A 25248-nucleotide genomic window follows, 5' to 3' on the forward strand; every position below is an offset into this window, starting at 1 on the left:
GGGTGAGTATACCTGAGCCGGGGCCGCTTGGCGCGAGTCCGCTGCGGGCTCAGACCTCGAACGGCGCCGGGTCGCCCTTGCCGCTGCGCAGCAACATCGGCGTGTCGTCGGCGAGGTCAACCACCGTGGTCGGCTCCATGCCACAATAGCCGCCGTCGATGACCAGGTCGACGTGGTGTTCGAGGGTCTCGCGGATGTCGTAAGGATCGATCAACGGGAATTCGTCCCCTGGCATGATCAGGGTCACACTCATCAGGGGCTGGCCCAGATCCGCCAGCAGGGCCTGGGCGATGGCGTTGTCCGGCACCCGCAGGCCGACGGTCTTGCGCTTGGGGTGCATCAGGCGCCGGGGCACCTCGGAGGTCGCCCGCAGGATAAAGGTGTAGGGGCCCGGGGTGGCGTGCTTCAGCAGGCGGTAGACCGTGTTGTCGACCTTGGCATAGGAGGCGATTTCCGACAGATCCCGACACACCAGGGTAAAGTTGTGGCGGTCGTCCAGCTTGCGGATGCGGCGAATGCGGTCCACCGCCTGCTTGTCACCGATGTGGCAACCCAGGGCGTAGGCCGAGTCAGTCGGGTAGACCACCACCCCGCCCCCGCGAATGATGTCCACCGCCTGGCGCACCAGCCGGGCCTGGGGGGATTCCGGGTGAATCTGGAAAAACTGGCTCATGCCGCACCCCCTGCCGGCAGGAAGCGCCGCGAGACACAGTCCAGCCCCTCCGGGGCGCGAAATTCCACGCCCAGGTCGGGCCCGAAGCTGCTGTCGCGATGGAAATCGGAGCCCGCGGACACCGCCAGGTCGCATTCCAGCGCCAGCCGCCGCAGGGTGGCGGTCTGCTCCGGGTTCTGACGGCCGTTGACCAGCTCCAGGGCGGAGCCTCCCGCCTGCTTGAAATCCAGCACCAGGCGCTGCAGCTTCGTGCGGGTGAACTTGTACTTGAGGGGATGGGCGATGATGGCTGTGCCACCGGCGTCCACAATCCAGCGGGTGACCTCCTCCAGTTCCGGCCAGAAGGCTTTCACATCCCCCGTCTTGCCCTGCCCCAGGTATTTGTCGAAGGCCTCGTTGAAATCGCCGACGTGCCCCTGTGCCACCATCCACGCGGCGAAATGCGGGCGGCCGAGCTGGCTGTCGCCGGCCTCGGCTTCGGCCCCGGCCAGGGCACCGGCAAAACCCAGCTTCTCCAGTCGCGCGCCAATTTTGGCGGCTCGCTCGAGGCGGGCCCCGGCGAGGCGATCCAGCCCCTCCTGCATGGCGGGATGCTCCACCTCCATACCGAGCCCGACGATATGCACGGTAACCCCCGACCACCGACAGGAGAACTCTACCCCCGAAACGAGTGTCATAGTGTTGTCCAGGGCACTGTCGCGCACCGCCAGGTAGCCCCCCACCGTATCGTGATCGGTGATGGCAAAGGCGCGGATACCCCGTTCCCGGGCGCGCGCGAGCAAATCCCCGGGCGACAATTCACCATCGGAGGCCGAGGAATGGGTGTGGAAGTCAATCAACACAAACTTTAAACTCTCGCATCTAAAATTCACCTGCGAAGGAATGGCCTTCTGCAGGTCCGCGTACCACCGCATGGTATCACGCCCGTCAACTGGCATTCCCTATGAGACAACTTCTGGAATTTGTACCCATCGCCCTGTTTTTCATCGTCTACCAGATGAAAGGCGAAACCATCACCTTCGGTGACTGGACTTACACCCTGGACGGTATCTTCAGCGCCACGGCGGTGCTGATGGCCGCCACTATCGCCCAGGTGCTGGTCACCTGGCTGATGACCCGCCAACTGGAACGGCGTCTGATCTGGCTGACACTCGCTGTTTGCATCTTCGGCGGCGCCACTCTGGTGTTCCGCAATGAAGCGTTTATCCAGTGGAAGCCCACCATCTTCAACTGGGTACTGGCCATCGTCTTTGGCGGCTCCCAGTTCATCGGCGAGAAGAACCTGATGGAGCGCACTCTCGGCTCCCAGCTGCAGTTGCCGCACCCGATCTGGACCCGTCTCAACCTGCTCTGGGTCTCCAATTTCCTGATTGTGGGTGCGCTCAACCTGGTGGTGGCCTACGGGTTCAGCGAGGAAACCTGGGTGAGTTACAAGCTGTACTCTGCCATCGGCTTCACTCTTGTACTGACCATTCTCACCGCCCTGATCGTGAGTCCTCACCTGAAAGAGCAGGAAGCCCTCGACAAATAGGATTGCCCTCCATGTATTACGCCATACTCACTGAAGACGTTGAGAACAGCCTCGCGCTGCGCCAGAAGGCCCGCCCGGCGCACCTCGCCCGGCTGCAAACCCTGGCCGATGAGGGGCGCCTGCTGGTGGCCGGGCCGCACCCGGCACTGGACACCGAAGACCCCGGCGAGGCCGGATTTACCGGCAGCCTGGTGATCGCGGAGTTCGACAGCCTGGAAGACGCCACCGCCTGGGCCGACGCCGACCCCTACGTGGATGCCGGCGTGTACAGCCGGGTGGTGGTCAAACCCTACAAGCGGGTACTGCCCTGACCGCGGGGCTGGCGTGGTATTCTTGCGCCCCGATTAACCTTGTCCCACATCATTGAACGAGAAAGGAAAGCCTCTTGTTTCGCCAGATTTCCCTGACAGCCCTGATTGCCCTCGGCCTCTGCAGCGCCCACGTTGCCGCCCAGGACACCCGCTATATCAGCGACACCCAGTACATTCCCGTGCGCAGTGGCGCCGGCAATGACTACCGCATCGTCCACCGGGGCCTGCCTTCCGGCACCCGTCTCACGGTGCACGAAACCAGCGCCGACGGTGACTGGGCGCGGATTTCCACCAGCAGCGGCACCGAGGGCTGGCTGCGCGCCCAGTATCTGATGCAGGAGGCGCCCGCGGCCAACAAGCTGGAACAGGCCCAGGCGACCGCCAGCCAGCTGCGCGAGCGCAACCAGGCCCTGGAATCCCAGCTTGCCGCCCTGCAATCCGAGAGCAGCGACCTGAGCACCCAGGTCAGTGATACCGACGCCGAACTGGCCCAGGTCAGCGAGGAACTGGCCCAGCTCAAACAGATTTCCGGCAAGGCCGTGCAACTGGATACCGACAACCGCCGCCTGACCGAAGAGGCGGAGTCACTGCGCTCCGAGGTGGACACCCTGGAGGCGGAAAACCAGCGCCTGCAGGACAAACTGCAAAGCGGCCAGTTTATCGACGGTGCGCTGGCGGTATTGCTGGGCGTCATCATCACCCTGGTCGTCCCGCGCCTGTGGCCTAAGCGCCGCCGCAGCTCGAGCTGGGCCTGACAACAGATACAACGGAGACCGTTCCATGCTGAGAAACCTGATCCTGTGCCTGTCACTGCTGATTGCGCCCCTGGCCGGTGCGGCCGGCGACAGCGGCCTGCCCAACCCGCAGGTCGTCATCAAGACCAGCCAGGGAGATATCACCCTGCGCCTGTTCCGGGACAAGTCGCCGGTGACCGTGGAGAACTTCCTCAAGTACGTGGACGACGGCTTTTACAGCGGCACCATCTTCCACCGGGTCATTCCCAACTTCATGATCCAGGGCGGCGGCATGCTGCCGGACATGAGCGAGAAAGAAACCCGCGAACCGATCGTCAACGAATCCAAAAACCGCCTGCACAACGTCCGTGGAACCGTGGCGATGGCCCGCACCAATGACCCCGACTCCGCCACGGCCCAGTTCTTCATCAACCAGCGCACCAACCTGCGTCTGGATTGGGCCCCGGGGCGCGAGGGTTACACCGTATTTGGCGAGGTGACCGATGGTATGAACGTGGTGGACTTCATCTCCACCACCCCGGTGCAGAAGATCGGTTCGCACACCGACGTGCCCGCCGAGCCGATCATCATCAAGGAAATCGTGCGCAAGAGCCTGCTGTGATCGCCCTCTCCGTCAACCTCAACAAGATCGCCCTGATCCGCAACTCGCGGGATACCACCAATCCCGATATCCCGCGGCATGCGCAGATGTGCATCGACGCGGGGGCCCACGGTATTACCGTCCACCCCCGGCCGGACCAGCGCCACATTCGCGCCAGCGACTGCTTCGACCTCGCCGGTATGCTCAGCGTGGAATTCAATATCGAAGGCAACCCGATGGCCGGCCCTCGCAAGAGCGAGCGCGACGGTGTCGGCGACTACCCGGGCTTCATGGAACTGGTGCGCGCCATCCGTCCCGCCCAGTGCACGCTGGTACCCGACGGCGACGCCCAGCTCACCTCCGACCACGGCTTCGACCTGAAGCGTGACGGCGACACCGTGGCGCCTCTGGTCGAGGAACTGAACAGCCTGGGCATCCGCACCAGCCTGTTCATGGACCCGATCCCGGAGCAGATCCGGCTGGCGGCACAAACCGGCGCCGACCGTATAGAACTCTATACCGAGAGCTATGCTCGCGCCTTCGCCGCTGGCCAGGATGTGGATACCATACTCGGGCAATTCGTGCGCGCCGCGGAAGTGGCGGCCGAGGAAGGCCTCGGGGTCAACGCCGGTCACGACCTGGACCTCAACAATCTGCCGGCCTTTGCCGCTGCCGTACCCAACCTGCTGGAGGTGTCCATCGGCCACGCCCTGACCGTGGACGCCATTCGCATGGGCCTGGCCGCTACCGTCGCCGCCTACCAGCGCGCGCTGGGTAAAAACTGAGGCGGCTCCCGCCAGTTCCGGGGGCGCCGGATAACAAGGAGCCCCCATGACAGACTCTTCCCCCTACAGCGGCATTCAGGCAATGGACCCCCGCCTGCAGGCTCTGCTCGACAAGCAGGCCATCACCGAACTGGTAATGGCCTACTGCAACGCGGCGGACCGCCACGACAACGAAAAAATGCGCAGCCTCTACCACGAGGACGCCATCGACGAACACGGGCAGTTCTTCGAGGGCGACGCCATGGCCTTTATCGACGCCCTCCCCGGCATCCAGGAGAACATGCTGATTCTCCATCACAACGTCACCACCCTGAACATCGTACTGGACGGCAACCGCGCCGAGGGCGAGGTGTACATCATTGCCTTCCACCAGGTGCAGGGCGAGGACGGGCCAATGGACGTGCTGATTGGCGGGCGCTACTTCGACAAGTACGAACGGCGAGATGGCGTGTGGAAGTACAGCCACCGGGCCGTGGTGGCGGACTGGGTCAAGGTCGACGACCCGACCACGGTGAACCTCGAACACCCGATGATCGAGGGTTCACGTATCGGCAAGCCGAAGCAGGCCGACCCGTCATACGATTTCTTTGACATTTTCCAGTGGGGCAAGGGGCCGCACGAGTACCGACCCTAAGCGCCCGATAGCCCTTCGTATATCCGCACATCGCGGAACTCCGGACTTTCGTCGAGATCCGGCAGGGTGTGGGCATCCCGCGCGGCAATCTGTCGGTAACCCGGAAAGTCGAAATCCTTGACCCGGGAATCCGCCAGCAGCACCCGGTCCGCGCGGGTGATAAAGGTTTCAAGCCAGGGAAAGTTGCTGCGGTCGTACAGCACATCCGCCACGATCAGCAGGTCGATGGGCCCTTCAATGTCGTGGAAATCAGCCGCCAGGGCCAGGTTCACCTGGTTCAGCGCCGAGTTGGCGGCGGTCGCGGCAAGCGCCTGTGGATCGATATCGCAGGCGATCACCTCACCCGCACCGGCCAGGCCGGCGGCAATGGCCGCCACCCCCGAGCCGCAGCCAAAGTCCACCACCCGCTTGCCGCGGACCCACTCTGGCTGCTCGAACAGCCAGTCCGCCAGCACCAGGCCCGAGGCCCAACAGAACACCCAGTACAGCGGGTTATCCATCACGAACTGCACCGCCTGGGCATCAAGCTCCCCCTGGGGATAGTCCGCATTCAGCAGGTACAGCGACAGGGGCCTGCGCACCGGGAGGTTGGCGATATCCAGCCGTGCACCGGGCAGCACAGACTGCAGCTGCGATTGCAGCGCGGAGAGATCGTATGAAGCGAGTCGATTCATGGGGACACAACAAGCCGGGGGCCGCCATTATCCGGTGCCCGTGCAACAGATGCCAGGGCATGGAGGCCGACACCGTTTCCAGTTAGCATACGCCGCCATGCAAGACCTGCCTCCCTACATCGTGCCCCACAGCCAGGAGCCCATCGACATCCTCTACGAGGATGAACACCTGTTGCTGGTGCGCAAGCCCCACTACCTGCTGACCATTCCCGGGCGCCATCCGCTCAACAAGGACTGCATGATCACCCGCCTGCAGGAGAACTATCCCTCCGCCAGTATCGTGCACCGGCTGGACCTGGACACCTCGGGCATCATGGTGGTGCCCCTGAACCGGGAGTGCCACAGCCACATCAGCCGCCAGTTCCAGCAGCGCCAGGTGGAAAAGAGCTACATTGCGATCGTCTGGGGGGAGCCCGCGCAGGACAGCGGCGAAATCGACCTGCCTATCGCCTGCGACTGGGTCAACCGGCCGCGGCAGATGATTTGCCACGAACGCGGCAAGTCGGCGCTCACCCGCTACCGGGTTCTGGAACGGCGGGGAGACCGCTCGCGGCTGGAACTGAGCCCGGTCACCGGCCGCTCACACCAGCTGCGTATTCACCTGCGCGAATTGGGCCACCCCATTCTCGGCTGCGACATGTACGCCCACCCGGAGGCCGAGGCCATGGCGGATCGCCTGCTACTGCACGCCACGACACTCGGTTTCGAGCACCCGGCCACCGGCGAGTGGCTCGCGGGCGAGTCGACACCGCCCTTCTAGAGCCTCGGCCCGATGGTATGACGGTTCGACCCGGGAGCGGTCAGAGGTAGCTGCACCAGTCGGACCAGCTCCCCGGATAGAGCCGGGCGTCGTTGTAGCCCAGCCGGGAGAGGGTGAACAGATTGACGCAGGCAGTGACGCCGGAACCGCAATAAACGACCAGCTCTTCCGTTGCCAGCAACTCGCCCCAGTGAGCCCGCAACCCCTCCTCGTCGTGCTGACGCCCCTCCCCCGCAGCCGTGCCTTGCCAGGGCCGGTTGATGGCGCCGGGGATATGGCCGGCCACCGGGTCGATGGGCTCTTCCCGGCCCTCGTAACGGGCCGGCTCACGGGAATCCACCAGCAGGGCACCCGCCGCCTGGGCCTCGCGCACACCGTCGATGTCACAGATGCCGGTCCAGTGGCCGACATCCGGGGCTTCACAGGGATCCGGCACCGGCAGCCCGGTTTCGGGCACGCCTCCTGCGGCCAGCCAGCCACTGTAGCCACCATCCAGCAGCCGCGGCGGCCGGTAGCCGAGACTGCGCATCATCCACCACAGGCGGGCGGCATAGGCCTGGTTGCTGTCGTCATAGGCGATGACCTCGCTGCCCTTGTGAATACCGATACCCGCCAGGGTCGCGGCAAAGGTCGCCGGCTCTGGCAGGGGGTGGCGCCCACCGTGGGCCTGCACCGGGGCCGACAGGTCCACCCCCAGGTCCAGGTAACAGGCTCCGGGGATGTGCCCCTGTTCATAGGCGGCACGCCCCGCAGCGGGATCACCCAGGGCGTAGCGGCAATCCACCAGTACCGCCCGGGCCAGTCGCTCGCTATCGTCCGGGGACACCAGGCGGGCCTGGACGGCATCATCGTGTTCAGACATCGAAAGCTCTCCTCAGTCGGGCTAAACTTACCCAAAATATGCGTGGAAGCCCAGTGTGGTCACCAGCCAGCGTAAACATCGAAGCTTTACCATTGTTGCCCGCCCCAACCGCTCAGCGAGCTGGCGGGTCAACAAGCTGGTATTGCTCGCGCTGTCAGTGCCCTCCCTCGGTATTGCCGCCGGGTTTGCACTGATCGGTGCCTGGCCCATTCTGCCGCTGGCGGGGCTGGAACTGGCCGCCCTTGGCAGCGCGCTCTACCTGGTGAACTGGAAACTGGAATACCGCCACGTGATCACCATCAGCGAGCGCGAAGTGCGCATCGACAAGGGCTACTACCTGCCCCGCCAGAGCTGGCTGTTCAAGCGCCAGACGACCAACATCGGTGTGCTGCGGGAGAGCCATCCGTCGGAGGGTCCGGGTATCTGTTTGCAGAACCGGGGGGAAGCCGTCTGCGTTGGCGATTTCCTCAACCGGGAGGACTGCCTGACCCTGTTGCAACTATTGCGTCAGGAACTTCGGGTGAAGGGGGATAGCAAAGAAATGGTGGTCTGCTACTAGGTAAGGGAAGGGGGCGGTGCAAAACACTGACACCGCCCGGGTACTGATGAACTCAGTTGGCGCCGGGGCCACCCACTTGCTGGGCGCGAATACCCACCTGGGCCTGGGCGTCCTTGGCAGCCCGTGCGCGCGCATCGCGCTGGGCCTGGGTGGTGCACACTTTTTCCATCTTGCGCGTTCCGGTCACAGGGATCCGCTCGCAGATCACGCCGTCGGCGCTGGCAACCGAGTTCTCGGCAGCAGCGTTGGAGCTATAGGAAGAGGAAGTGCTGGAGCAGGCAGACAGCGCGAACACTGCCGCCGCAGCACACAGGATGTGAAGCTTCATAGAATACCTCAATTCGTAAACCAATAAACCGCCCCCCGAATCATGTCGGCGGTGGCGAATGAATGTCATCACCGTCAGCATAGCACTTCAGCCGCAGCCCGTCATGACGGGGAATGCGCACCGGTTCAGGGAGAAATACTGCCACAGACAGCCCGCACCGCGTCCGCTATAATTCGCCCCCCTTTTTTGGCTCCCCAACAGGTAATCCCATGGCCAGTAACAAGGTCGGTTTCGTCAGCCTCGGCTGCCCCAAGGCACTGGTGGACTCCGAGCGTATCCTCACCCAGCTCAAGATGGATGGTTACGAGATCGTACCCAGTTACGAGGACGCCGAGCTGGTGGTCGTGAATACCTGCGGTTTCATTGACAGCGCCAAGCAGGAATCGCTGGACGCCATCGGCGAGGCCATCAGCGAAAATGGCAAGGTGATCGTCACCGGCTGCATGGGCAAGGGCGATGACGCCGCCGCCATTCGCGAACTGCACCCCAAGGTCTTGTCGGTGACCGGGCCGGCCGCTTACGAGGAAGTGGTGGGCGCGGTGCACCAGTACGTGCCCCATACACCGGTGCACGACCCCTACGTGGACCTGGTACCCCCCCAGGGCGTCAAGCTCACCCCGCGCCACTACGCCTACCTGAAAATCTCGGAGGGCTGCAACCACCGCTGCAAGTTCTGCATCATCCCCGCCATGCGCGGCGACCTGGTGAGCCGCCCGATCGGTGATGTAATGGAAGAGGCCGAACGCCTGGTCAAGGCAGGGGTGAGGGAGTTGCTGGTCATTTCCCAGGACACCAGCGCCTACGGCATCGACATGAAGTACCGCACCGGCTTCTGGAACGGACGCCCGCTGAAGACCCGGATGCAGGAACTGTGCGAGGCCCTCGGTGAATTCGGCGTGTGGGTGCGCTTGCATTACGTTTACCCCTATCCCCACGTGGACAACGTCATCCCGCTGATGGCCGAGGGCAAGATCCTGCCCTACCTGGACATCCCCTTCCAGCACGGTAGCCCGGACGTCCTCAAGCGGATGAAACGCCCTGCCGCGGCCGAGAAGGTACTGGATCGCATCCAGCACTGGCGCAGCATCTGCCCCGACCTCACCCTGCGCAGTACGTTCATCGTCGGCTTCCCCGGGGAAACCGACCGCGACTTCGACATCCTGCTGGACTTCCTGCGCGAGGCCCAGCTGGACCGGGTCGGCTGCTTCCAGTACTCCCCGGTCAAGGGCGCCGCCGCCAACGACCTCCCCGACCACGTGCCGGAGGAAGTGAAACAGGAACGCTGGGAACGCTTCATGGAAGTGCAACAGCAGATCAGCGCCGACAAGCTGCAGGCCAAGGTAGGCAAGACCATCGAAATCCTGATCGACGAAGTGGACGAAGAGGGCGCCATTGGCCGCTCCACCGCAGACGCACCGGAAATCGATGGCAAGGTCTACCTCGACGGCGCCACCGGCCTGAACCCGGGAGACTTTGTGGAAGCCGAAGTCACCGGCGCAGACGAATACGACCTGTGGGCAGGCTGAGCCACCTTGAACCTGCTGCTGTTCACGGATGGCGATCGCTCGGGTCCGGCTGAAATCACGGTCAGCGACCAACGCCTGCAACACCTTCGGCAGGTGCACCGCGCCGCCGTGGGTGACAGCGTTCGGGTAGGGGAAATTGACGGCCTGATGGGCGAGGGACGCATCGTCAGCCTCGACAGCCAGCGCGCCACTATTACCTTCCAGCTGGACTCCCCACCGCCGGCCAAGTTGCCCGTTACCCTGCTGGTCGCCCTGCCCCGGCCCAAGATGCTGCGCCGCATCCTGCGCTCGGCAGCCGAATTCGGGGTGGAGCAGTTGGTACTGTTCAACAGCTACCGGGTGGAGAAGAGTTTCTGGCAGACACCGGTGCTGGCAGAAGACACTATGCGTGACTACCTGTTGCAGGGGCTGGAACAGGCCCGCGACACGATCGTCCCAGCCGTCACCCTGGAACGACGCTTCAAACCCTTCGTGGAGGACCGCTTGCCGGCCCTGCTGGCGGAACGGCGCGGTTTGCTCGCGCATCCGCTGCCCGGCGCCTCCGCTGCTCCCACAGATACGGACACGCCACTGCTGCTGGCCATCGGTCCGGAGGGCGGCTTTATTCCGTACGAAGTAGACATGCTGCAGGCCGCGGGCCTGGAGACCGTGTCCCTCGGCCCGCGCATCCTGCGGGTAGAAAATGCAGTGACGGCCCTGCTGGGCCGCCTGTTACCGGTGGATTAGCGGGTTGCTAGAAACGGTACTGCAACTCGGCGCCGTACATCCTCGGCGGCGCGTAGGCCTGGCCACCAACACCCTCTGACTCCACAAGGGCCGTGCCGCCCACGAGGTATTCCTCGTCCGTCAGGTTGGTTCCGTAGAGTGAGCCGACCCAGCGCTCGCTGGGCGAGATCCAGGTCAGCCGCGCACTGAGCTCGAACTGTTCGTCCTCGAACCAATAGCCCACCTGGCAGCTGCTGGAGTCAAAGCAGAAGTCCATGTCCATCTTCCAGCTGGCCTGGACCCGCGGCATGAAGGTCCCTAGCGAGGTATCCAGCGTGTATTGCGCCGCCAGCAAGTAGGTCTGTTCCGCCAGCCGCGGCAGGTTCTCGTCGGAGCGGTCGTTGGGGCAGGCGTCCACCAACACCAGGGTCAGGTTGGTGCGGGTACAACCAGGGCCGGGCGCCATGGTGGGGTCAGCCGTCAGGATCTGGATATCGTCGAACTCCTCGATATCCCCATCGGCCAGGGTCATATTGAAGCTTAACACCAGGTTGTCGGTGGCCAGCCAGGTGGTCTCCAGCTCGACACCCTCAATACTCGATTTGGCGGCATTGATGGTGGCACCCGAAGGCGAGTTGGTTTCCGGATTGATCACCAGGGTGGTGAGCTGGCGGTTGACGTAGTCGGAGGAGAACAGGGCGCCGTTGATCCGCAGGCGACGCTGGGCCAGGTCCAGCTTGAAGCCGAGCTCCCAGTTTTCCACTTCCTCCGGTTCGAACTCCTCGAGGTCACCGGTCGGAGCCTCTGACAGCCCGCCGGAGAGGAAGCCCTCGCTGTAAGTCAGGTAGATGCTGCCCTGGTCGATCCAGCCGAACTCGTCGATGAGATACTGGAGACTGGCCATGGGGGAGACATCGTTGTTGTCGGACTCATCGCGAGCGATGTCGTTCTCGACAAAAGCAAAGTTCGGGTTGAATTCATACCCCGGACGCTGCACGACGTAGAGCCCTCCGGACAGGGGAATGACCGGACCGCCATTGGCGTCGAGGGTAGAGGGGTCGGGCAGGTAATTCACCCGTTCCAGTTCGCGGCTCTCGTCGGTGTAGCGCAGGCCGATCGTACCCCGCCAGTTGTCACTAAACTCCCATTCCAGCTGGGCGAATGCCGCCACCGCGTCATTGTCCGCCGCCAGGGTTGACGCCGTGGTACTGAAGAAAATGAGGTTGGGGGCTATCGCCGGATCAAAGGGACCGAGGTAATTGGTATTGATCCGCCCGGACGTTTCCTCCTGGAACCAGTAGACCCCGGTCACATACTGAAGGCGATCGTCGAAGGCACTGCCCACCAGTTGCAATTCCTGGCTGTACTGGTCTGATTCAGACGGATGATTGAAGCTGGGGTGCACGGTGTTAGTGCGATGCAGGAAAGGTACGCCAATACTGTCGAGGTCATCGTTCTGGGTGGCCTCGGTGCCGCGCCAGGCAGTGATGCTCTTCAGGCTCAGATCGTCATTGATCGCCCATTCGGCAGTAAGCGAGGCACCCTGGTTCTCGGAATAGTAATCACCGCCGAGATCGGAGATCACCGTATTGGCGTCCCCCGCTGCGCGGGCCTCGGCACAATGCTCATCGACGCTCCTGCCGGTGGCGGGCACGATTGCGATGGCATCGAAAATTGCCGCCTGCCACCCCACCACCTCGGGCACCGGCATACACTTCTGCGGCCGCATGGTCTGGTCGGTCTCGGCCCAGTTCACATTCAGGTCCAGGGTAAGATCGTCGGTGGCCACCCAGCGGGTCTGCCAGATCAGGCTCTGGCGGTCCTCGTCCATATAGTCCTCACCGTCGAAGACATTATCGATATAGCCATCGCGACTGCGGCTCACGCCGGACAGGCGGGTCCACAGGTTATCGGTCAGCGGGGCATTCACCACGAAATCGGCGTCCAGGCGGTCGTAGTTGCCAATCCGGAAGCCCACCGAGCCCTCGAATTCATCGGTGGGGCGATTGGTGGTAAACACCAGAGCTCCACCGGTCGTGTTCTTGCCAAACAGGGTACCCTGGGGGCCGCGCAGCACCTGCACAGACTGGATGTCATTGAGATCCAGCAGGGCACCGTCCGGTCGGCTGACGTAGACGTCGTCGATGTAAATCCCCACCCCGGAATCGATATTGGCACCGGAGTTGCGCTGGCCCACGCCGCGAATATAAACGTTTGCCAGGGGCGCGTTACCATTGGCGCTGGCCACATCGATACTCGGGGCCACCTGGTTCAGGTCTGACAGATTGCGCACGCCAGCTTCGCGCAGCGCTGACGCATCCAGGGCGGTAACCGCCACCGGCGTCTCCTGCAGGCTCTCAGCCCGCCGCCTGGCGGTAACGACCACTTCCTCCAGCACCAGGCTTTCAGCCATCGCCGGCGAGATCTGAAACGGGGAGAGCGCGGAGGCGACCGCCGCTGTCATAAGAACTGGACGGAAACCCTTCCGGGAAGGAAAAAACACTGGCATTACACACCTCGACATTATCGTTATAGTTGCGCGTGGCGGTATCAGGGCAAAGCCTGTATCGCCACTACGGGTACTTGCCTGCGGCACCATTAGAACCAGTTTCCGCTGCTGCAACAAGGCGCAGATGACGGACCACCGGCACAACGGCAAGCCGCGTTCCCGCAATCGCACCGAGTAGTTCAACTATCAGAACTGGAAAAATTCCTGAGGTCTGTGACCTGCACACTTAACCGGGGTGTGCGCATGCCGCCATTGCGGCTAGAGTAGCCCCTCGTCTACCGGGGAACCCTGCCATGAAGCTGTCACGTCGCGAACTCCTGACCCTGATCTCCAGCGGAACCTTCCTGCTCAGTGTCGGAGAGCTGTCATCCGCGTCCCCCGCCAGTGCTGCAGTTCCCACCCCAGCCCTGGACTTTCCCCAGGGTGTCGCGTCGGGTGACCCGGGTAGTGGCAGCGTTGTGCTGTGGACCAGGGCGGTGCCCGAGGACGGCGCCAGCCAGTGTGGCGTCACCCTGGAAATCAGCGAAGGGGAGGACTTCGCAAACCTGCTGGTCAGCAGGCAGCTATCCGTGCACGCTGACAACGACTACACACTGCGGGCCTGGATAGAAGGTCTGGCAGCGGATCGCTGGTACTTCTACCGCTTCCGCGGCGCGGGTGACACGGTGTCCCGCAGCGGGCGCACCCGCACTGCACCAACGGCGGACCAGGCCCGCGATTTCCGTCTGGCCTTCGTCAGCTGCCAGAATTACGAGCAGGCCTTTTACGGGGGCTGGGCGCGCATGCTCGAGGACGATCTCAGCGCCGCACCTGGCGAAGGCATTGACGCCGTACTGCATCTGGGCGACTTCATTTACGAACGCAGCTGGCACACCCGCCAGGATGGCAGCGCACCTTCGCGGGTACTGCCCGCCTTCCCCGACGGCCATGACGGGCCTGAAAATCGCTACGCGGTCAGCCTGGCGGACTATCGTCACCTGTACCGAACCTATCTTTCCGACCCGCACCTGCAGGCAGCGCGCGCCCGCTGGCCCTTTATCTGTACCTGGGACGACCACGAATTCAGCGACGACAATTTCCAGAGTTACAGCCAGTACACCCGGGAGCCAAAACTGGAGGCACGGCGCAAGCTCGATGCCAATCGCGCCTGGTTCGAATTCATCCCCTGCGCGCTCGACGAGTTACAGGGGCAGGACGCCCACGGCCTGCAGCCCGCTACACTTAGCGGCGACCCCGAAAGCGACAACCGCAACGCCCGCGACAGTTTGTGCATCTACCGCCGGCTGCGCTGGGGGACACTGGTGGACCTGTTCCTGACCGACGCACGCAGCTACCGCACGCCACCCTGCCTCGAGGATGGCATGGCCGAATCCCTGGGCCTGCCCATGAACAGTGTCGAGTTGGTCGACATGGCCGACAGTGGCCGCGAGTACAATAACGGCCAGCCACCGGCGACCCTGCCCTGGGGAGATGGCACTACGCCGAACCCCTGGCGCGAGCGCGCACCCGGCACCTGCCTCGGGACTACCCAGCGCGACTGGTTGGTGAAGGGTATGACAGGGTCCGGGGCCACCTGGAAACTGTGGGCCAACCCCCTGCCCCTGTTGCCCCTGCGCCTCGACCTTTCCAGCATTCCCTTCGCCGGCTACGAAGACTGCATCTTCAATATCGATGCCTGGCATGGGTATCCCCACGAATACCGACACATCATGAGCCAGCTGCAGCACGCCGGCACCGCAGGGGTGGTCTCCCTTTCCGGCGATCACCATATGCACGGCGCCGCCCAGGCCCTGGTGAACCCCGGGGACCCGGCGAGCCCGGCGGTGGCCCTGGACTTCAACTGTGCGGGCATCAGCTCCTCTCCGCTATTCGACAACGTGAGCGCAATCGCCGGCGAAGACCACCCGGACTTTGCCGCACTGGTCAGCGCCGAACACGATGGCAGGCAATACCCCAACTGGAACATGACCCTGCAGGACGGTGTACTCGCCGCCTTCGCCTTCCAGAAAGTCGGCAGCGGGCGTCTCTCGCGCTGGCTTGGCAGCAACCCGGCCAACCCCGGGCTGTGCTTTGCCGACAGTACCGCCAATGGCTACGGCCTGGCCCATTTCAGCGCAGGCGGACTCAGCGTCGAACTGGTGGCCATCGAGCAACTGCGCAAACCTTTCGAGCAGGCCCCCGGCACCGCCTACCGCGCACGATTCAAGGTTCCCGCCTGGCGTGCCGGAGAACAGGCCCCGCGGCCGCAGCCCGGGTTCCAGGGTCAGGCGCCCTTTCCCTTTTCCCTGACAAGCGGGTAAGCTGGTTTCAAGAAATTGAGTAAAAGGCTTCATGCAGATGTCACATAGAGGTGGCAATCTGAAGCGGTAAAGAACAAGGAACGACCATGAACACGACCACCAGTAATTTCAACGCCAGTGAACTGTGCAGCCGCAAGCTGTGGCAGCTGGTCAGCGATGACGACAGCATCAGCGACAGCGAGTTGCAACAGGCCGTGCGCGAGCTCGCCGCGCGCCGTCACTACCTGCAGGAACTGCAGAACCTCAAGGCGCTGGAGAAACTGGGGCCCAACTAAGCCAGCTCCAGCGCATGGCCCGCCCCCCCTCACGCAAAGCCAATTCCACCGAGATCGCCCGCTTCCTGGGCACCAGTCGTGCCATCAGCACGGTGGCCCAGCAGCGTGCGCGCCTGATCTTCGCCATAGACGCCACCGCCAGCCGCCAACCCACCTGGGACCGCGCCAGCCACTTGCAGCAGGACATGTTCCGCACTGGCACCGGCGCCACCAACCTGTCGCTGCAACTGTGCTATTACCGCGGATTCCACGATTTTTTTGCCAGTGACTGGCTGGGCGACGGCACCGCGCTGGCGTCGCTGATGGAGCGGGTCGCCTGTGAGGGTGGCCAAACCCAGATCGGCCGCTTGCTGCGCCACGCCCTGCAACAACACCGGGAGCTCCCCCTGCGCGCAATGGTGTTCATTGGCGACGCCATGGAGGAAAGTCCCGACACCCTGTGCCAGCTGGCCGGCGAATGCGGCATGCGCAAGCTCCCCCTGTTCCTGTTCCAGGAGGGCGACCAATACGACGTCCGGCAGTGCTTCCAGCAGATGGCAAAGCTCTCCGGTGGCGCCTGGGCGCGCTTTGACAGCAGCAGCGCACAGCGCCTGGCAGAGCTGCTCGGCGCCGTGGCACGCTTTGCCAGCGGGGGTCGGGCGGCACTGGAGAACAACCCTACCGAGGGTGCTAAACTGCTGCTTCAGCAACTCAAGCCCTGAGGAAACAGTGCCCCGTCTCATCCTGCTGCTGGCGATTGCCGCCGTTGTCTACATTCTCTACCAGCGCGCCCGTCGCCAACCCCCCCACAAACGCCGGGCGGAGTACATCAAGCTCGGCGTGATCGTCGCGGTCATCGTGGTGATCGGCCTCACGGTCACCGGCCGCATGCACTGGATAGGCGCGGCGCTGACCGGCCTGCTGGTGGCATTCCGGCAGCTGGCACCCATCCTGGTGCGCCTGTTTCCCATGCTCTCTTCCCTGCGTTCGCAGGCCGGTGCCCAGCAGCAGTCTACGGTGGAAACCGCCTGCCTGCGGGTGCACATGGATCACAGCAGCGGCAAGCTCAGCGGCGAGGTGCTCAGCGGACCCTACAAGGACTGGTTCCTGGACGAGATGGACCGCGCCCAACTCGACGAACTCATGCAGTACTGCCAGCGGGAAGACAGTGACTCGGCCCAGTTGCTCGCGGGCTACATGGAACAACGCTTTCCCGGCGCCGGCAGCAGCGAGCAGCCAGGCGCCGACACCCGCACGGCCAGCCCCGGCGGTATGACCCGCAAGGAGGCCCTGGCCATTCTGGGCCTTGGGGACGATGCCAGCGACGAGGACATCACCGCCGCCCACCGCAGCCTGATCCAGAAATTGCACCCGGACCGCGGCGGCAGTGATTACCTTGCGGCGCGGATCAACGAGGCCAAGGACTTCCTGCTCGGCTGACAAGGCCGTACACTGCGCAACGAATTCTGCAATAGATAGAGAGTCGATTCAGGCACCATGAACGAGGTATTTGTCATCCGCAACCAGCTCGGCCACTACTGGGGCAAGTCAAAGGCCTGGGTAGACGGCCGCGACCCGCGCGCGGTCATGCGGGTTAAGCACCAGGACGAGGGAATCAACACCCTGTTCGAGCTCAGCGCGAAGGATGTGGAACTGCGCGGTGAAGTCCTGGCTGCCGAACTCGGCCCCAGGAACGAACCCGTGCTGGAAGTCAGCGATATTCCCCTGCCCACGCCCCCCGAAGCCGCTATCGACAACGACAGCGACACCGACACCGACACCGGGACGCCTTCCGACGTTGAGACCGGGTCCACAACAGCTGAACAGGGCGCTTGAAAAAGGCGCCGACTGGCACCATAGATACAGGCGAACGGCGGTGCACATGCGCCGTCGGACAGCTATCTGACTGAGACGCCAACCCAAGGGCACACCATGAGAGTTCTGCTATTCCTGGCCACCAACATCGCCGTGATGGTGCTGGTCAGCATTGTCTTCAACCTGCTCGGGCTCCAGGGCATCCTCGCCGCCAACGGCGTCGACCTGAACCTGGGCGCGCTGCTGGTCATGTGCGGTGTCTTCGGCTTTGGCGGCTCGTTTATTTCCCTGCTGCTGTCAAAGTGGATGGCCAAGCGCGGCACCGGCACCCAGATCATCGAGCAACCCCGTACCCGCGAGGAACAGTGGCTGGTGGACACCGTCGCCGAACTGGCGAAAGAGGCCGGGGTGGGCATGCCGGAAGTCGGTATTTTCCCCTCCCAGGCGGCCAACGCCTTCGCCACCGGCTGGAACCGCAACGCCGCCCTGGTGGCGGTCAGTGCCGGCCTGCTGCAGCGCTTTAGCCCGCAGGAAGTACGGGCCGTACTGGCCCACGAGATCGGCCACGTGGCCAATGGCGACATGGTCACGCTGACGCTGATCCAGGGCGTGGTGAATACTTTTGTGATGTTCTTCGCCCGCATTATCGGCCACACGGTGGACCGGGTGGTGTTCAAGACCGAGCGCGGCTATGGTCTGGGCTATTACGCGGTCACCATCGTCGCGGAACTGGTGCTGGGTATTCTGGCCAGCATGATCGTGTTCTGGTTCTCCCGCTGGCGCGAGTACCGCGCCGATGCAGCGGGCGCCAGCCTCGCCGGCAACGGCGCGATGATCGCCGCCCTCCAGCGCCTGCGCGCGGAACAGGGCCTGCCCCAGGATATGCCCGGCGAACTCACTGCCTTTGGTATCAGCGAGCAGTTGAAAGAAGGCATCGGCGGGCTGTTCCGCTCGCACCCGCCGCTGGAGGATCGGATTCGGGCGCTGGGGGGTTGAGCGAGAACTGGGGCAATGCGTACACGATCAGCAAACCCACGTTCTGAATTGCCGTAACTGCGAGTCATCAAGAAAGCGACAGCTTGAACCCGCACGCACGCCACCCGGAGCCCTTCCGGGACACGCCGTGAACCCATCCATGGGGGCTCCTCAGCGGCATCCATGCCGCTGAAGGTCCCGGAAGGGCTCCGGGCGCCGCACGCGCTCTCTCGCAGGTAGCATCAAGCTCTGAACTTCGAATCTAAAGAACCTGATACACGTGCCGGAGCAGGGTGCGAGCTGGGGGTGCGCCTCTCCGGACCTTCAGCGGCCAGGGATGGCCGCTGAGGAGCGCGCCATGGACGGCATGCTTTTAGCGTGTCCGGAGAGGTGCACGCCCAGATCGCGCCCGACCTACGGAGCTCACATCCAGAATAGCGGCCTCGAAATGACGACTAAATTGAGTTTACCCATCAGAACCGCAGGCAAAGCGACTTGATCAAATCAGGTCAGACAAAACGTCCTGTAAGTAACTCCCCAAACACGTACTCACTCATCGGAATCACATCCATCCGGTCGAAGTCGATAAACCGGGCACAGCTATCCATCATCGCCTGCACCCGCGCCTGCAACTGGGCGTCGTCTGCGGCATCGTAAAACGCATGATCAGAGGTCATGGCCTCCAGCGGGAAATTCTCCTCGATCATCGCATCCGGCAGGCGCTCACCCTCAGTGAACCTCCTCACCACCACATTCTGCCGATAGGCAAACGTTGATTGAGTCTGGATGGCCACCGCCGTATGGCTGCCCTGCCAGATCTCCAGCCATTCCTGTCGGCTGAGCCGGGGCGGGGTTTCCAGAAACACCACCTGGCACCAGCCCGGCAGGCGGCCGTTCGCGTCCGGTGCCTGGTCCCGGTTTACGATAGGTTCCGCCTCCGTCACCAGCAGGCAGTCGAAGCGTTCCACCGCCGCGGCAATGGCCGATTCCTGTTCGCTCCGCGCCCCGGCGTTGTCCAGCCACAGTGAGAGCACCGCATCCGGCGCCGGCGGCAAGCGAGCGATGCGCTTGCCGCTGGCGGGGGCGACCCGGCTGTCGGCGACCGTCAGGCGCACGGCGCGCGTGCCGTCCGAGGCCAGCAAGGCGGGAACAGTCTCGCCCAGCAGGCGTTCGCGCAGGGCATCACCGTCGCCGCCCTCGACATTCCACAGCGGATAAACCAGCTTTTCCATGAATAGCCCTCCCCGGACCTTACACGCCGACCGGAGGCGTAATCGTCGCCGCGTTGTCGATCAGCATCTCGGCGCCGTTCACGAATCGCGACTCGTCGGAAGCCAGGTAGAGCACCAGGTTGGCAATGTCCTCCGGCTCGCACATGGCCCCGGCGCTGTCGAGGGCCTCGATCTCCTCCCGGGTGGCGCTGTCCTGCCCGGTAGCGACTTTCACTACCATGGGCGTACGCACCCCGTCCGGGTGGATCGAGTTGCAGCGAATACCGTTACCCTGCTGTTTGCAGAACATGGCCACGCTCTTGGTGAGCGAGCGCACCGCGCCCTTGCTGGCGCAGTAGGCCGCCACGAAAGACATCCCCTGCATCGCCGCCACCGAAGACATGTTGACGATAGATCCGCCCCCGCCCTGTGCCATGGCGGGAATGGCGTGCTTGCAGCCGAGAAACACCCCGTCGGCGTTCACCGCCATGAGTTTATGCCAGGCTTCCAGGCTGGTATCCACCACGGTGCCGAGGCTCATCAGGCCGGCGTTGTTGACCAGTACATCGAGGCGCCCGAACTCGGCGAGAGTTTGCGCAATGACCTGTTCCCAGTTCGCTTCATCAGTCACATCGAGCCGCATAAAGCGGGCCCGCTCACCGATAGCTTCTACCGCCGCCAGGCCGTCCTGTTCATTGAGGTCAGCCAGGACCACGGTGGCCCCTTCCCGCGCCAGCAATTCGGCGTCCGCCCGCCCCATGCCGCTGGCGGCCCCCGTAATAATGGCAACTTTGCCCGCTACTCGTCCCATAACATTGAATCCTTGTGTTAACAGGCCCGGAGTTAAGCAAATGCCCTTTTCCGGCTCAATGCCGAGGCGGGCAAACCGGGAGCGTGGCTGCTCTGTTGAACCGCAGGCCGTATCGCGCTGTCTGAATTGACGTTGTATGCTCGCCCGACTGCAAGGAGTCCCGATGTCGATGAAAGCGTTTGCCCCCCTGTCCGGAACAACCGGCCGCAGCCTGTTTGGCCTGCTGGTCGCCTGCCTGCTGGCGGCGACCGGTACTGCCCTGGCCCAGGCCGCGCCCGATTACCTCAGCTTCGCTACCGAAGACGAGGCCAACAGCACGGAAATTTACTCAAAGGCCAGCCCGGCGGTGGTCAACGTGACCAACAAGGCCCTGCGAAGGGACTTCTTCTCGCTGGATGTCCACGAAATTCCACGGGGTTCCGGCACGGGTTTTGTCTGGGATGACAACGGCCTCATCGTCACCAATTTCCACGTCATTGCCGGAGCACACCGGCTGACAGTAACCCTGCAGGACCAGAGTGAGCACGACGCAGAGGTGGTGGGAATCGCCCCGGAAAAGGACCTCGCGGTGCTGCGCATCGAAGAGCCACCAGAAGACCTGGTTTCCCTGCCCCTGGGCGACTCCTCAGAACTGAGTGTGGGCCGCAAAGTACTGGCCATCGGCAATCCCTTTGGCCTGGATACCACCCTGACGACCGGCGTGGTCAGCGCACTGGGACGGGAAATCAAGGCCCCCAGTAATCGCACCATCCGCGGAGTCATCCAGACCGATGCCGCCATCAACCCCGGCAACTCTGGCGGCCCCCTGCTCAACTCGATGGGGCAACTGGTCGGGGTGAATACGGCCATTTACAGCCCGAGCGGTGCCAGCGCGGGAATCGGCTTTGCCATTCCCGTGAATACCGTACGCGAGGTGGTTCCGCAGCTGATCGCCTACGGTCGCATCCAGCGCCCGACCATGGGGCTGGAACTCGCCAGCGATCGCTGGGTCCGGCGCTATCGCATGGACGGCTTGCCGGTGGTGAGGGTCTACCCCGGCATGCCGGCGGCGGAAGCGGGCCTGCGGGGCGCTTATCGCAACAGCCGCGGCGAAATCGCCCTGGGTGACGTCATCGTCGGCATCGACGGACGGGAGGTCGACAGCAACGATGACTTCCTCAGCGTGTTGGAACAGCACCGCCCTGGCGACAGCCTGGAAGTGGAAGTGCGCAACGGTGACAGTACCCGCACCGTCGAGGTTGTACTGACGGCCTCGGAGTAAGCGACCCCGGGCAGACGGCCTGAGGTTGGCTCAGGCCAGGGTGCCGCCGTCTACCCTGACATCTTCACCCGTCATGTGTATGGCATCCTCAGACGCCAGCATGGCGATCACCCCGCTGATGGCCTCCGGCCCCTTCGCCCCGCTCAGGGACACGATGCGCGGCATCAGCTCGAAATCCATGGTAGGCGGCCACTCGATATCGTTCGTCATACCGGAATTGATATCTCCGGGACAGACGCAATTGGCACGCACGCCCTGCTTGGCGAAATCGATGGCGATACTGCGGGTCATGGCCAGCACCGCCCCCTTGCTCGCGGAGTAGGCCGCGCCGCAGGGCAACCCCGCGAGGGCTGCAGTGGAAGCCGCATTGACGATACTGCCCCCGGTTTCGATAAGGTGGGGCAAGGCCTCGCGACAGAACAGCATGGCGCCCGTCAGGTTCACATCCAGCACCTTCTGCCATTTATCGAGCTCGATCTCGCGGGTATCGTCGAAGCGCAGAATACCGGCCATGTTGACCAGCGCGTACAGGCTGCCGTAATGCGCCACACAGGCGCTGACACAGTCTTTCACTTGCTGTTCGTCACTGACATCGCAACTGTGGCCGGTAGCTTCTCCCCCGGCTTCGCGAATCATTGCCACCGTTGTCTCCAGGCCAGCCTGGTCGAGGTCGACACAGAACACGTGGCCGCCCTCCGCGGCAATGCGCAGGGCACTGCCCTGGCCAATGCCACTGCCCGCTCCGGTCACCAGTACCACCTTATTATCAAATCGTTGCATCCACTACACTCCGCTGAATTTCTATCGGACCCAGCATGCCCCCGGCTCCAGGCCCGGTCAACGCGGTGCGGTTCGCGGCAGTGTACCGACCGTCACAGATTCGGCCCGAAAGCCCGGGGGTGCTATTTTGTCAGCACGGGTGACTGCTATGGTCATTGCCTGCCAAGGGGCAGCCGTTAAGCTGGCCCATTCAAATTTTGCAACGTATGCAACGTTGCCCACAGCGCAGGAGACAGTATCAAGGTGGAGCAACTGGAAACCTTCCGCACCGAAGTGCGGCAATGGCTGCAGGATAATTGCCCCGAGAGCCAGCGCAGCCCGGCGCTGCCGGAAGAGCAGTACTGGGGCGGACGCAGCGGCAGCTTTGCCGGCGAAGACGCCCGACTCTGGTTTGAGCGCATGCATGCGCGCGGCTGGACCGCGCCGGAGTGGCCCGAGGCCTACGGTGGCGGCGGCCTGAATCCGCAGCAGGCCAGGGTGCTCAAGGAGGAGATGAAGCGCATCAACGCGCGCACGCCGCTGTACAGCCTCGGCATATGGATGCTGGGCCCGGCGCTGCTGGAATATGGCAACGAGGAACAGAAGCTTCGCCACCTGAAGGCGATAACCGGTGGCGAAATCCGCTGGTGCCAGGGGTATTCCGAACCCGGGTCAGGCTCCGACCTGGCGAGCCTGCAGACACGTGCGGAGGACATGGGCGACCACTACCTGGTCAATGGCAGCAAAATCTGGACAACCAACGCCGACAAGTCCGACTGGATTTTCTGCCTCGTGCGCACCGACCCGGGCGCCAAGAAACAGGAAGGTATCAGTTTCCTCCTGATCGACATGGCGACAGAAGGTGTCAGTGTCACTCCCATCGAACTGATCAGTGGCGAATCCGAGTTCTGCCAGACCTTTTTCGACAACGTCAGGGTCCCCAAGGAAAACCTGGTGGGTGAACTCAACAAAGGCTGGTCCATCGCCAAGGCCCTGCTGGTTCACGAGCGCAAGCTGATGTCGGAGATGGGCAGCGAGTCGCCGCGACTGCAGGTACCCCCGACGGCCGCGGCGCGCGACTACCTCGACTTCGTCGACGGCAAAATTGCCGATGCGCAACTGCGCTCCGACCTGGTGGACTACGAAATGCAGATGCAGGCCATCGGCCTGACCCACTTCCGCTGCTTCGAGGAAAAGGCCGCCGGCGTGCAGAGCGCCGCTCCGCTGGTGATGAAATACGCGGGCACCGAGGCCGAGAAGATCAAGAGCGAACTGCTGCTGGCCATCATGGGCACCCGAGGGCTCGGCTGGGAGGGCGAGAGCTTCAGCGCCGCGGAACTGGATACCCTGCGCCTCTGGGCCATGTCCAAGGCGATGACTATCGCCGGGGGCACTTCCGAGGTACAGCTCAACGTCATCGCAAAAAATGTATTACAACTGCCCCAGGGCTGAGCACACAGCACCGGGGTTCGTCAGGGAAAGAACATGGCATTGGTATTGAACGAAGAGCAGCGCCTGCTGCAGGACACCGCGCGGGAATTCTTACAGCAGCGCGCACCGGTGGAGGCGCTGCGCAAGCTGCGCGACAGTCGCGACGCGACCGGTTACGACCCGTCCCTGTGGCGGGAGATGTGCGAACTGGGCTGGGCCAGTATTATCCTGCCGGAAGCCTACGGCGGCCTGGAGTTCGGCTTTGCCGGTCTCGGCCTGGTGGTCGAGGAAAGCGGCCGCACCCTGAGCGCCTCACCGCTGTTTGCCACCGGAGTACTCGGGGCGTCCGCCATCCTGCTGGCGGGCAACGAGACACAGAAAGAAACCCTGCTGCCACAGCTCGCGGTGGGTGAACTCACCCTGGCCCTCGCCCTTGAAGAGCACCATCACCACCGCCCGACCCACGTCGAGACCCGGTTGGCGGCAGAAGCTGACGGCTATACCCTCAACGGGGAAAAGTGTTTTGTGCTCGATGGTCACAGCGCAGACCAGTTACTGGTGGTCGCCCGCAGCAGCGGGGAGCCCGACAGCAGCAATGGCCTTACCCTGGTCCTGGTACCGCGCGACTCTGCCGGCGTGCGTTGTACCCGCACGGTGATGGCCGATAGCCGCAATGCCGCCAACCTGCAGTTCGACCAGGTCCGGGTGCCGGCAGAAGCGGTACTCGGCCGTGTCGGTGAAGCGGGGCCCCTGCTGGAGCAGGTCCTCGACCGTGGCCGTATCGCGATGGCGGCGGAAATGCTCGGTCTTGCGAAGGAGAGCTTTGCACGCACTGTCGCCTACCTGAAAGAGCGAGAGCAATTCGGTGCATTGATCGGCACTTTCCAGGCCCTGCAGCACCGCGCTGCGCAGATTCAGGTCGAACTGGAGCTGTGCCAGTCCGTGGTGCTCCAGGCCCTGTCCACGGTGGACGAGCAACCGCAGCAGCTACCTCTCATGGCCAGTCTCGCCAAGGCAAAGCTGAACGAACTGGCCAAGCGGGTGACCAATGAGGCCGTCCAGATGCACGGTGGCATCGGCGTTACCGACGAGCTGGAAATTGGTTTTTTCCTCAAACGCGCCCGGGTGGCCATGCAGATTCTGGGAGATACCGGCTACCACAAGGACCGCTACGCCCGCCTGTGTGGTTACTGAGACAAGCGCAACCCAATACCAACCCATAGCAACGATAAAAGGAAT

Annotated in this window: 28 protein-coding genes; 19 read left to right on the forward strand and 9 right to left on the reverse strand. The window is 63.5% G+C overall.

Going from position 1 to position 25248, the window contains the following annotated elements:
• Positions 1–49 precede the first annotated feature (49 nt).
• The gene (locus FV139_RS01715; RefSeq protein ID WP_148066512.1) at positions 50–673 is read right to left on the reverse strand and encodes an L-threonylcarbamoyladenylate synthase; all 624 of its coding nucleotides are present in this window, start codon (positions 671–673) and stop codon (positions 50–52) included.
• The gene (locus FV139_RS01720; protein WP_235898478.1) at positions 670–1515 is read right to left on the reverse strand and encodes a PHP domain-containing protein; all 846 of its coding nucleotides are present in this window, start codon (positions 1513–1515) and stop codon (positions 670–672) included. The genes FV139_RS01715 and FV139_RS01720 overlap by 4 nt, the downstream gene beginning before the upstream one ends.
• 101 nt (positions 1516–1616) lie before the next feature.
• Here FV139_RS01720 and FV139_RS01725 point away from each other — a divergent pair, with 101 nt between their 5' ends.
• The 6 genes from FV139_RS01725 (at position 1617) to FV139_RS01750 (ending at position 5269) form a co-directional block, all read left to right on the forward strand.
• The gene (locus FV139_RS01725) at positions 1617–2204 is read left to right on the forward strand and encodes a septation protein A (protein WP_148066514.1); all 588 of its coding nucleotides are present in this window, start codon (positions 1617–1619) and stop codon (positions 2202–2204) included.
• A gap of 11 nt (positions 2205–2215) precedes the next feature.
• Positions 2216–2515 carry a YciI family protein gene (locus FV139_RS01730; RefSeq protein ID WP_148066515.1) on the forward strand — a complete coding sequence of 100 codons (300 nt, stop codon included), beginning with the start codon at positions 2216–2218 and terminating at the stop codon, positions 2513–2515.
• A gap of 74 nt (positions 2516–2589) precedes the next feature.
• A complete protein-coding gene (locus FV139_RS01735) occupies positions 2590–3270 on the forward strand; it encodes a TIGR04211 family SH3 domain-containing protein (RefSeq protein ID WP_235898480.1) in 681 nt (226 codons plus the stop codon).
• Between the two features lie 25 nt (positions 3271–3295).
• The gene (locus FV139_RS01740; protein WP_148066516.1) at positions 3296–3871 is read left to right on the forward strand and encodes a peptidylprolyl isomerase; all 576 of its coding nucleotides are present in this window, start codon (positions 3296–3298) and stop codon (positions 3869–3871) included.
• On the forward strand, positions 3868–4635 hold the full coding sequence (locus FV139_RS01745) for a pyridoxine 5'-phosphate synthase (protein ID WP_148066517.1): 768 nt from the start codon (positions 3868–3870) through the stop codon (positions 4633–4635). Before FV139_RS01740 ends, FV139_RS01745 begins: the two co-directional genes overlap by 4 nt.
• A 46-nt stretch (positions 4636–4681) precedes the next feature.
• On the forward strand, positions 4682–5269 hold the full coding sequence (locus FV139_RS01750; protein ID WP_213003993.1) for a nuclear transport factor 2 family protein: 588 nt from the start codon (positions 4682–4684) through the stop codon (positions 5267–5269).
• Here the strand turns inward: FV139_RS01750 and FV139_RS01755 are convergent.
• Positions 5266–5943 (reverse strand): class I SAM-dependent methyltransferase, encoded by a 678-nt coding sequence (locus tag FV139_RS01755; protein WP_148066518.1) that lies wholly within the window; start codon positions 5941–5943, stop codon positions 5266–5268. The genes FV139_RS01750 and FV139_RS01755 overlap by 4 nt on opposite strands.
• A gap of 97 nt (positions 5944–6040) precedes the next feature.
• Between FV139_RS01755 and FV139_RS01760 the strand changes: the two genes are divergently transcribed.
• Positions 6041–6703: a pseudouridine synthase gene (locus FV139_RS01760; protein ID WP_148066519.1), complete on the forward strand. Its 663-nt coding sequence runs from the start codon at positions 6041–6043 to the stop codon at positions 6701–6703.
• A 40-nt stretch (positions 6704–6743) separates the two neighbouring features.
• On the opposite strand, the gene FV139_RS01765 is transcribed toward FV139_RS01760, so the two are convergent.
• Positions 6744–7565 (reverse strand): sulfurtransferase, encoded by an 822-nt coding sequence (locus tag FV139_RS01765; protein ID WP_148066520.1) that lies wholly within the window; start codon positions 7563–7565, stop codon positions 6744–6746.
• Positions 7566–7620: 55 nt separating this feature from the next.
• Here FV139_RS01765 and FV139_RS01770 point away from each other — a divergent pair, with 55 nt between their 5' ends.
• Positions 7621–8124 (forward strand): DUF2244 domain-containing protein, encoded by a 504-nt coding sequence (locus FV139_RS01770; RefSeq protein ID WP_148066521.1) that lies wholly within the window; start codon positions 7621–7623, stop codon positions 8122–8124.
• A 52-nt stretch (positions 8125–8176) separates the two neighbouring features.
• On the opposite strand, the gene FV139_RS01775 is transcribed toward FV139_RS01770, so the two are convergent.
• Positions 8177–8452 carry a hypothetical protein gene (locus FV139_RS01775; protein ID WP_148066522.1) on the reverse strand — a complete coding sequence of 92 codons (276 nt, stop codon included), beginning with the start codon at positions 8450–8452 and terminating at the stop codon, positions 8177–8179.
• Positions 8453–8661: 209 nt separating this feature from the next.
• Between FV139_RS01775 and rimO the strand changes: the two genes are divergently transcribed.
• A complete protein-coding gene (gene rimO, locus FV139_RS01780) occupies positions 8662–9978 on the forward strand; it encodes a 30S ribosomal protein S12 methylthiotransferase RimO (RefSeq protein ID WP_148066523.1) in 1317 nt (438 codons plus the stop codon).
• 6 nt (positions 9979–9984) lie between these two features.
• Positions 9985–10704: a 16S rRNA (uracil(1498)-N(3))-methyltransferase gene (locus tag FV139_RS01785; RefSeq protein ID WP_148066524.1), complete on the forward strand. Its 720-nt coding sequence runs from the start codon at positions 9985–9987 to the stop codon at positions 10702–10704.
• A gap of 7 nt (positions 10705–10711) precedes the next feature.
• Here the strand turns inward: FV139_RS01785 and FV139_RS01790 are convergent, their stop codons facing one another.
• Complete coding sequence (locus FV139_RS01790; protein ID WP_187276350.1) at positions 10712–13096, reverse strand: TonB-dependent receptor; 2385 nt, start codon at positions 13094–13096, stop codon at positions 10712–10714.
• A 389-nt stretch (positions 13097–13485) separates the two neighbouring features.
• Here FV139_RS01790 and FV139_RS01795 point away from each other — a divergent pair, with 389 nt between their 5' ends.
• The 6 genes from FV139_RS01795 (at position 13486) to htpX (ending at position 18557) form a co-directional block, all read left to right on the forward strand.
• Positions 13486–15492: an alkaline phosphatase D family protein gene (locus FV139_RS01795; RefSeq protein WP_148066526.1), complete on the forward strand. Its 2007-nt coding sequence runs from the start codon at positions 13486–13488 to the stop codon at positions 15490–15492.
• An 86-nt stretch (positions 15493–15578) separates the two neighbouring features.
• Positions 15579–15767, forward strand: a complete 189-nt coding sequence (locus FV139_RS01800; RefSeq protein ID WP_148066527.1) for a hypothetical protein — start codon at positions 15579–15581, stop codon at positions 15765–15767.
• A gap of 14 nt (positions 15768–15781) precedes the next feature.
• The gene (locus FV139_RS01805) at positions 15782–16468 is read left to right on the forward strand and encodes a VWA domain-containing protein (RefSeq protein WP_148066528.1); all 687 of its coding nucleotides are present in this window, start codon (positions 15782–15784) and stop codon (positions 16466–16468) included.
• 7 nt (positions 16469–16475) lie between these two features.
• Positions 16476–17186, forward strand: coding sequence for a J domain-containing protein (locus FV139_RS01810; RefSeq protein ID WP_148066529.1), 711 nt, complete (start codon positions 16476–16478; stop codon positions 17184–17186).
• 57 nt (positions 17187–17243) lie between these two features.
• On the forward strand, positions 17244–17582 hold the full coding sequence (locus FV139_RS01815) for a heat-shock protein HtpX (RefSeq protein WP_187276351.1): 339 nt from the start codon (positions 17244–17246) through the stop codon (positions 17580–17582).
• A 96-nt stretch (positions 17583–17678) separates the two neighbouring features.
• Complete coding sequence (gene htpX, locus FV139_RS01820) at positions 17679–18557, forward strand: protease HtpX (protein WP_148066530.1); 879 nt, start codon at positions 17679–17681, stop codon at positions 18555–18557.
• Positions 18558–19045: 488 nt separating this feature from the next.
• Here htpX and FV139_RS01825 read toward each other — a convergent pair whose 3' ends face one another.
• Both FV139_RS01825 and FV139_RS01830 read right to left on the reverse strand, forming a co-directional pair.
• Positions 19046–19768, reverse strand: coding sequence for an EthD domain-containing protein (locus FV139_RS01825; RefSeq protein WP_148066531.1), 723 nt, complete (start codon positions 19766–19768; stop codon positions 19046–19048).
• 19 nt (positions 19769–19787) lie between these two features.
• Entirely contained in the window at positions 19788–20558 is a 771-nt protein-coding gene (locus FV139_RS01830) for a glucose 1-dehydrogenase (protein ID WP_148066532.1), read from the reverse strand.
• A 169-nt stretch (positions 20559–20727) separates the two neighbouring features.
• On the opposite strand from FV139_RS01830, the gene FV139_RS01835 reads away from it, so the two are divergent.
• Entirely contained in the window at positions 20728–21819 is a 1092-nt protein-coding gene (locus FV139_RS01835; RefSeq protein ID WP_148067035.1) for a S1C family serine protease, read from the forward strand.
• Positions 21820–21849: 30 nt separating this feature from the next.
• Here the strand turns inward: FV139_RS01835 and FV139_RS01840 are convergent, their stop codons facing one another.
• Positions 21850–22599 (reverse strand): SDR family NAD(P)-dependent oxidoreductase, encoded by a 750-nt coding sequence (locus tag FV139_RS01840; protein WP_148066533.1) that lies wholly within the window; start codon positions 22597–22599, stop codon positions 21850–21852.
• Positions 22600–22842: 243 nt separating this feature from the next.
• Between FV139_RS01840 and FV139_RS01845 the strand changes: the two genes are divergently transcribed.
• On the forward strand, positions 22843–24030 hold the full coding sequence (locus FV139_RS01845; RefSeq protein ID WP_148066534.1) for an acyl-CoA dehydrogenase family protein: 1188 nt from the start codon (positions 22843–22845) through the stop codon (positions 24028–24030).
• 33 nt (positions 24031–24063) lie between these two features.
• Positions 24064–25203, forward strand: coding sequence for an acyl-CoA dehydrogenase family protein (locus tag FV139_RS01850; RefSeq protein ID WP_148066535.1), 1140 nt, complete (start codon positions 24064–24066; stop codon positions 25201–25203).
• Positions 25204–25248 lie beyond the last annotated feature (45 nt).

Origin of the sequence: Parahaliea maris (assembly GCF_008064665.1) — a bacterium.
GTDB lineage: Bacteria > Pseudomonadota > Gammaproteobacteria > Pseudomonadales > Halieaceae > Parahaliea > Parahaliea maris.